Origin of the sequence: Reyranella sp., from assembly GCF_050185545.1 — a bacterium.
Lineage (GTDB): Bacteria > Pseudomonadota > Alphaproteobacteria > Reyranellales > Reyranellaceae > Reyranella.
The window spans coordinates 64,623-70,622 of record NZ_JBFWZI010000016.1 but is presented as its reverse complement, the minus strand read 5'-3'; the positions used below and the strand labels follow the sequence as shown (position 1 = coordinate 70,622).

The window sequence follows — 6,000 nt, the reverse complement described above, 5'->3', positions numbered from 1 at the left end:
GCCAGAGACGGAAACACGGCTCGCGTCATTGCGACGTTCCGCTACAAGAATAAAATAGGTAGCGCACCGATCCCTTAGTTGTTGATAATTATTAGAATCATTGAGCCCGATCCATGGTCGGATTAAACCGCGTACCGGCCAAGGAACCTTGGTAAGCAACGACTCCCGGCGCGGCGCATCCAACTCGCAGGCTTCAACGACATTTCTGGTAACGTCGAGAAATTCGATTAAGTAGAGGCCATGCCGCGCCAGATCGTACCTCATCGCAGCTTCGATTAAGTCACTTGTTGCGTAGCGTAGATCCGCCATTCCAAACAGGCCATTGGGCACGAGCACGCGAGCAATTTCGGAAACAAACCTATCCGAAAAATATTCGTGAGATGCTTCGACGTTGATGATCGCGTCAAACGACCTATCAGCAAGCGGAAGCATCCGTGCATCGGCATTGATTGCGTGTAGGCCAAAGCGGCGTCGGGCCCAGCGCACTGCGTTGATCGAACGGTCGAGAACGACGCCAAATCCAATTCCATAGTGCTGCACCAAATGTGCGAATCCACCTCCCAAACCACAAGATATCTCAAGCACGCGACGTCCACGTAGCCGCACTGGGTGCAAAGCGAAAGCAATTTGGCGATAGAGTTCTAATTGAAATGGTTCCGTACAAGAAATTCCGGCCGTGGCTACATCCGAAATGGGAGAGTATCCCAAATTGTATGTTGAAACGCCCATGTGCCCGGCCCACCAGTAGAAAAAACGATAGTAGGACGCCACGACGCGTTCTCGATCGAGTCCGGGCACCAAGGATGCCATGATGTTGAACGATCTAGTCAAACCGACATTTCCCAGATGGACACTTGAACGGTAGAAAATTTAGCATTTCCGGCGGCTTTCCTCGCTACCTTGGCGACGCTTATCGGTTGGTCAGGTAGCTACATTGGGCAGCCCGACGAGGTGATCATCGCTGATCGTTGCGATGCTTTCCAGGGTGATGTACCTGGCTCGCTGGACGGCCCACTCGTCGTTCTGCTCGAGCAGGATGGCGCCGACGAGTCCGACGATAGCGTCCTCGTTGGGGAAGATTCCGACGACGTCGGTGCGCCACTTGATCCCGCCGTTGAGACGCTCGAGCGGATTTGTGGAATGCAGCTTGGCGCGGTGCTGCGCCGGGAAGCTCATGTAGGCGAGGACATCGGGTTCGGCCTCGTCCATCAGGGCGGCGAGCTTGGGCACCTTGGGCCTGAGCTGATCGGCGACGCGGCGCCATTGCGCGGAGGCCTGCTTGGCATCGTCCTGCGCGAAGGCGGTGCAATGAAGGCCGAGACCACACGCCGGCCGCTGCGCCCGGCGTGAGCCAGGACGTTGCGCATGAAGTGGACGCGGCAGCGCTGCCAGGTGGCAGTGAGGATTTTGGAGACCGCCGCCTTGATGCCCTCATGGGAGTCGGAGATCACCAGCTTGACGCCGCGCAGGCCACGGCGGGCGAGTGCGCAGGAAGCCCGTCCAGAATGTCTCGGCTTCGGAGGGTCCTATGTCCATGCCGAGAACCTCGCGACGCCCGTCAGTATTGACCCGGACGGCAACGATCACGGCCACCGACACGATGCGACCGTCCTGGCGAACCTTCACGTAGGTGGCGTCGATCCACAGGTACGGCCAGTCCGTCGGTGATCACGGCGCTCAGGATGTCGACCATCTGGAGATTGCCGTCGTCGGCGTTGGCGAGCTTGCGTCGGATGCGCTCCATTGCGGCCGGCAGCACCCAATCCTTGAACGGCGCGCCATTGCGCAGGGCGCCCGGAGGAGCTGATGCGGGGCGCTGCCGTGCCCGAGGCCGCTGACGGTAGCCACCCCGCCGCCACCGTGATCGACACCTTCGCCGAGGCCGTCCGGATGACGGAGCTGCGGCTCCAAATGCTACGAGCAGCGCATGCTCGCGTGCTGGCAACCGCCGCCTTCGTCCACGGCGTCGACTGGCAGTAGGTCGCCCGAAGCGGCGCCGCGAACATCGAGCCCGGCCGGCAACGCCAGCGGCCGGGCTTTTCTTTGCCCAAACCGCTACATTGCCGCCGCGCACTCTCGCGCTCTACACGGAAAGACGAACATGGCTACAGGCACGGTTAAGTGGTTCAACGCCACAAAAGGATACGGCTTCATTCAACCCGATGGTGGCGGCAAGGACGTGTTCGTCCACATTAGCGCCGTCGAGCGCGCGGGCCTGAACGGCCTCAACGAGAATCAGAAGATCAGTTACGACGTCCAGGAGGAGCGCGGCAAGCTGTCCGCGGTCAATCTCAAGGCGTAAGCGTCGCCAGAGCCCCAAAAGAGCGACGGCCGCCAAACTGGGATGCCGGGCGGGCGTCGGGAAGCTATCGTCGAAGCTGCCGAGGCCATCGACGACGAATGAGCAGTAGCACTGAAGGATGCAGCGGCGCCACTCGCGATGGCGTGAACGTGCTAAAAATGACGCCCGCCGGGCTGCGAAGGCCGACGGGCGTCACCGTCTCAGAGCCGCCGGACAAGGGCGTTTCCAGCGACGCGGCACCGTAGCACCGAGAGCGGCAGCGCGCGACCGACCACCCAAAATGACCCCCGCCAGTCCGAAGGCTAGCGGGCGTCGAGATAGGGTTGTCGCCGGGCGATGGAAATCACCAGCGACGCAGTCGCCCGGGAGGAACCCCGAAGGCGAGCAAAAGGACCGTAGCACTGACAGGCGCGTGCCGCGAAATCGCCCCCGGCCGGTTCTGTCGGCTGAGGCTTTTATTTTCCGTTGGGGTCGACGCCGAGCAGCTCGAGCTTGCCCTGAGCGTGGGTAAGCATCGTGCCTCCCTTGCCGTTGCTCACGGCGCTGGCGACCAGGCATTTCAGCGCCAGATGGAGGGCTTGCGGACGAAGTTAGAGGCTCGCCTTGAGCGCCTCGAAAAGGGTGGGTCTCGAACTGGTCGTTGCTGACTGTTCGCGTACCACTAGGCATGGTTCAGGTCCTCACCTCTGGTGTGACGAACTTCGGCATCCGAGGCATTCGCGTCTCGGCCTCATTGAAGCATGCGTGCCGCGACGTTGATTGCGTATATGCGGCGCGGCATCCGAGGCATTCGCTTCTCGGCCTCATTGAAGCTCGTAGAGCGCCTTTTGCTCCGGGCTGAACTCGGTCGCATCCGAGGCATTCGCGTCTCGGCCTCATTGAAGCAATATCAACGAGAGCGCTCCCATGGGCGAAGTCCGGCATCCGAGGCATTCGCGTCTCGGCCTCATTGAAGCGGATGCGTGGGGCCTTGAGGTCGGGCAAGTTCGATGGGCATCCGAGTGCCGTGGGCCGCACCTCACCCGCCTGCCATGCCGTGCGAAGACCGGTGAGGAAGTCGTCCAGCGCCGGCGTATCTTCCGCAGCGGGCAAGGCGTCGGCCAATTCGACCAGCCGCTGCTGAGCCACCCGGATGTCGTGCAACAGGCGGATCGGCTCGAGCTGACGGTAGGTTTGCTCCAGGCGCTGCCGCACAGCGTCGGGGGTGCGTGGATCGGCCAGCAGGCGTTGGAAGAAGTTCACGAACAGCCGGTTCACCGCATAGAGCTGCGCCAAAGCGGTCGCCGCTGTAACGCCGGTCAACCGCCGATAGCCGACCATCTTGCGAACGATCGCGCCATTCTTCTGTTCGACCCAGGCCTGGTCGTCCTTGCGGTAGGGGCGACAGCGCGTGAAGGCGATGCCTTCCGCAACACAGTAATCGCGCACCGTCTCGTTCATGAAGACGCTGTCGTTGTCGGTGTCGGTGTCGAAGCCGAGAAGGGGAAGGTGGCCCCGCGATCCAGGGGAGAAGCGGGATGCCGCGCCTGCTGTCGAGGGGAAGCTTGGGGGGACTCCTAAGGCGGCAGGCCGATGCTCTTACGGTAAGGTTTACTGGCGCATTACACGCCAACGTCCGGCGTACCGCCGCCCGCAAAATTCGGGGTACCGCATCGAGCTCGGCCTGGTCGTCGATCAGGTCCAGGGTGACCTCGCGGCTCCCGCACTCTCGGCAGAGGGACGGCGGCCGTTAGTGGCGAGCGATCGCCGTGGTGCGTCTTCAGCAGACGGGATGAGGAGGGCGCGGCGTGACAGGTCGGTCGCCGACAACGTCGAATGGCGCGGCCGTGCATACGCCGGAAGTCGTGCTATGCTGCCCTTCGGCGGTAGGAGCTTTGGGCAACGAGTCCCCACCAGGGGTCCACACCACGAGGTGGAGCATCTTGGCGACACGGGTCTAAGACCTTGAAATCATTACGGAAGCGCCCGTAGCTCAGAGGATAGAGCAACCGCCTTCTAAGCGGTAGGTCGCTGGTTCGAATCCAGCCGGGCGCGCCACTTCCGCCGAATCGACGATTTTCTGCGATCCGCCATGCCGAGCGACGCCGGCGAAAATTCGCTGTCACACGAAAGACGGTGTTTCGTGGCATTCGGCGTTCGTATCGGGATCAGACCGGAACGTAGGTCAACCTGATCGCGTCCTCGCCCATTCGATCGCTGGCGACAAGGCGCAGCGGCGGCCGGCGGCCGGCGAAGAATGGCGTGCCGCGACCAAGCACGACGGGGTGGAAGTAGAGTCGATACTCATCGATAAGACCAAGCTCGGTCAGGCTTCCGGCCAGCTCAGGTCCGGAAACCGAAATCTCGCCTGCCAGCTCTTCCTTCAGCCCGCGGACCACCGCCTCGACTTCATCCGCGACAAGCGTGGCGTTGGGGCCGACCGACTTCAACGACTGCGACACGACCCACTTCGGTTGGCCCCGCCACGCCGCCGCGAAGTCGCGGAGCTCCGGGGTCCACTCCGGGTGGTCTTCGTCCCAATAGCGCATGACCTCGTACACGCGGCGGCCGTACACGCTGCCGGTCAGGCCGCGCACCTGCTCTATCCAGTGACGGAAGAGCGCGGGATCGGGCGCAAATTCCTGATGGTCGACATAGCCGTCCAGGGACAGATTCATTCCGAAGACGATCTTCGCCATGTTGGCTTCGCCTTTCTCCGTGCAGCCGAAGCGTGAGCCGAACTGCATACTCTCTGTAGCTCGGACGAGGCGCGGGTGGGTGTGGTATTGTATGCAAGTCTTGATCGCGAGTGCGGTCGTGGTCAGATCCGGGAGTCGCTGGAACCAGAAAATGAGGAGCGTCGATGCAAGTGGCAACACGCGATGCCCGTTTCGGCGTTGAGGCTGCAGCTCCTGGCTGCGTGCGTGGGACTCGCTGTCACCTTGTCGCTATTGACGCCAGCGCTCGCCGAGCCACAGGGCGGGTCCGTCGCTGCGGCCAAGGATAAGCCCGCGCGGGCCATGAGCATCCAGCCGCGGGCGCAGGGGCCGCGTGCCTCCATTGGCGACCTGTGTCACGTACTTGCGCAGGCGGCGGCCGACAACGGGCTCCCCGAGGAATTCTTCACGCGCCTCATTTGGCAGGTGAGCCGTTTCGACCCGGCGGCGATCAGCCCGGCTGGAGGACCATTGAGGGGATGATGCGGAATCTATCGATCGCGATTGCAGCCGCGGTGTTCGTCGGCATCTTGCCGACGGGTCCGGCGCAGGCCCAGCTCGCGATCGCACTCGACACCACGACCGGCAAGGCAGTGGCCTTCGCCGGGACCACCGACGCCGCGCGCAACCAGCGCGAGGCGCTGTCGAGTTGCAACAGCCGGAGCTGTCAGATCGTCGCCACAGGCAAAAGGACCTGCGCCGCAGTCGCCGAGACCTTGACCACGGGTGGCTCGGTCTGGGCTGTGGGCTACGGCACCTCGACCTCCGTCGCCGAGCAGGCGGCATGGTTCAATTGCCGCAACAAGGGCGGCGTCAACTGCAAGACGGCGGCGGCGATCTGCGACTGAACTGACACAGGCGGAGCCTATCGGCCGCATCGTCCGGCCGCCGCCGTTCCTCCAATCGAATGCCCGGCGCCTCGGGCCGCGCCCCGCGCATGGATTGGTCTTATCACGGATGGACTCCGTGCAGCTGGCACGGCTTCGGTAGACGCTCCCCTTG

The 6,000-nt window shown here is 62.9% G+C and carries 5 protein-coding genes, 1 tRNA gene and 2 pseudogenes; 4 read left to right on the top strand and 4 right to left on the bottom strand.

The window, feature by feature from the left end:
- On the bottom strand, window positions 1-771 hold a 771-nt coding region (locus AB7O82_RS06885), incomplete at its 3' end, for a class I SAM-dependent methyltransferase (RefSeq protein ID WP_428618967.1).
- Window positions 772-921: 150 nt separating this feature from the next.
- A pseudogene (locus AB7O82_RS06880) lies at window positions 922-1,659 on the bottom strand (IS256 family transposase); the annotation flags it as partial.
- 147 nt (window positions 1,660-1,806) lie between these two features.
- On the opposite strand from AB7O82_RS06880, the gene AB7O82_RS06875 reads away from it, so the two are divergent.
- The gene (locus tag AB7O82_RS06875; protein ID WP_428553736.1) at window positions 1,807-1,980 is read left to right on the top strand and encodes a hypothetical protein; all 174 of its coding nucleotides are present in this window, start codon (window positions 1,807-1,809) and stop codon (window positions 1,978-1,980) included.
- Window positions 1,981-2,101: 121 nt separating this feature from the next.
- On the top strand, window positions 2,102-2,302 hold the full coding sequence (locus AB7O82_RS06870; RefSeq protein ID WP_428553733.1) for a cold-shock protein: 201 nt from the start codon (window positions 2,102-2,104) through the stop codon (window positions 2,300-2,302).
- Window positions 2,303-3,256: 954 nt separating this feature from the next.
- On the opposite strand, the pseudogene AB7O82_RS06865 reads toward AB7O82_RS06870, so the two are convergent.
- A pseudogene (locus AB7O82_RS06865) lies at window positions 3,257-3,799 on the bottom strand (hypothetical protein); the annotation flags it as partial.
- 464 nt (window positions 3,800-4,263) lie between these two features.
- Between AB7O82_RS06865 and AB7O82_RS06860 the strand changes: the two are divergent.
- A tRNA-Arg gene (locus AB7O82_RS06860) sits at window positions 4,264-4,339 on the top strand.
- A gap of 110 nt (window positions 4,340-4,449) precedes the next feature.
- On the opposite strand, the gene AB7O82_RS06855 is transcribed toward AB7O82_RS06860, so the two are convergent.
- Window positions 4,450-4,980 (bottom strand): dihydrofolate reductase family protein, encoded by a 531-nt coding sequence (locus tag AB7O82_RS06855; RefSeq protein ID WP_428553730.1) that lies wholly within the window; start codon window positions 4,978-4,980, stop codon window positions 4,450-4,452.
- 497 nt (window positions 4,981-5,477) lie between these two features.
- Here AB7O82_RS06855 and AB7O82_RS06850 point away from each other — a divergent pair, with 497 nt between their 5' ends.
- Window positions 5,478-5,846, top strand: coding sequence for a DUF4189 domain-containing protein (locus tag AB7O82_RS06850; RefSeq protein ID WP_428553727.1), 369 nt, complete (start codon window positions 5,478-5,480; stop codon window positions 5,844-5,846).
- Window positions 5,847-6,000 lie beyond the last annotated feature (154 nt).

Bases quoted from the DNA above. Each gene is read 5' to 3' on its own strand.
- AB7O82_RS06875 (WP_428553736.1), top strand. From the start codon at position 1,807: ATGCGGGGCGCTGCCGTGCCCGAGGCCGCTGACGGTAGCCACCCCGCC.
- AB7O82_RS06870 (WP_428553733.1), top strand. From the start codon at position 2,102: ATGGCTACAGGCACGGTTAAGTGGTTCAACGCCACAAAAGGATACGGC.
- AB7O82_RS06855 (WP_428553730.1), bottom strand. From the start codon at position 4,980: ATGGCGAAGATCGTCTTCGGAATGAATCTGTCCCTGGACGGCTATGTC.
- AB7O82_RS06850 (WP_428553727.1), top strand. From the start codon at position 5,478: ATGATGCGGAATCTATCGATCGCGATTGCAGCCGCGGTGTTCGTCGGC.